This window comes from Idiomarina sp. A28L, from assembly GCF_000218785.1.
Classification (GTDB): domain Bacteria; phylum Pseudomonadota; class Gammaproteobacteria; order Enterobacterales; family Alteromonadaceae; genus Aliidiomarina.
The window spans coordinates 1-1,246 of sequence record NZ_AFPO01000004.1 but is presented as its reverse complement, the minus strand read 5'-3'; the positions used below and the strand labels follow the sequence as shown (position 1 = coordinate 1,246).

1 protein-coding gene is annotated in these 1,246 nt (G+C 45.7%); it reads right to left on the bottom strand.

Translation table 11 applies throughout. The annotated features are described in order from the left end of the window. Window positions 1-21: 21 nt before the first annotated feature. A protein-coding gene (locus A28LD_RS01760; protein WP_139043485.1) for an IS3 family transposase occupies window positions 22-1,175 on the bottom strand; the annotation gives its coding sequence in 2 pieces (ribosomal slippage) (window positions 22-926 and window positions 926-1,175; 1,155 coding nt in all). Window positions 1,176-1,246: the final 71 nt, after the last annotated feature.

Here is a 1,246-nt window from a genome sequence, read left to right as displayed (position 1 = left end):
ATCTGGTAAGGCCTGAGTATTCTAGACACCTTCTAGTTGCTTAAAATACTCACGTTCAAAGTTGTTTGGTGACACACGTTGGTTATTCGTATGTCGCCGTTTCGGATTGTAAACCATCTCGATGTAATGAAACACCGCCTGCTTTGCTTCTGCTCGCGTTTGGTAAATACGACGTCGGATTTTATCTTTCTTTAAATTGCTAAAGAAGCTTTCCGCAACCGCATTGTCATGGCAATTTCCTCTACGGCTCATACTCGGTTTAATATTGTAACTCTCAAGTAACTTTCTGAACTGCCGACTCGCATATTGAGAGCCTTGGTCTGAGTGTATCTTAACCTCACCCGTTGGCTTTCGACGCCAGTACGCCGATGTGAGGGCCTGCATGGCGATATCTTCGGTCATACGGTCGCTCATCGACCAGCCCACGACATTGCGAGCAAACAAATCGATTACAACGGCCAAAAATAAAAAGCCTTCGTGTGTTTTTATATACGTGATATCGGTAACCCACCACGTGTTTGGTGCTTCTACATCAAAGCCGCGATTTAGTTCGTTCTCAGCAACACTGTCGGGCTTACCACCATAGTAGCCTCGCGGTACGTCATATCCCCGTTGTGCTTTGATGGCCGCTTGGCGCATTAACCGTAAAACGCGGTCACGGCCACAAAACTGGTTGGCATCACGCATATCAAGGTAGATATTCCGATACCCGTGAAAACCACCGCTTTCAATCCAGCATTGCTTAATCTGGGCGGTCAGTTTTTTATCGGCCTCGGCACGTTTACTCACGGGCTCTTTCAACCACGTGTAGAAACCACTTGGATGCACACCAAGCGTTTTACACATTACTCTGATGGGGTAACAGGCACGACGAGATTTTATGAACCGGTACCGTTCTTTGACTCGCCTGCAAAGAACACCGCGGCTTCCTTTAATATATTTCGTTCTTGTTCAGTGCGTTTGAGTTCACGTTTTAACCGCGCAATCTCAGCGCGAAGATCCGATTCTTCCGCTCTTATTTCCACTGGTTTTGAAAGCTCTTTAATCCAGCGATAGATTGCTTTTGTGCTCACACCTAGACGATCAGCCACTTCAGCGGTTGAATAGCCGTGAATCTTCACTTGGTTCACAGCTTCTTGTTTAAACTCGGTGGAATAACGAATACCTTTACTCATGATTTTCCTCTTATGGTCATAGTGACATTTTTACCATAAAAGGTGTCTATAAATCTCAGGCCTTACCAATC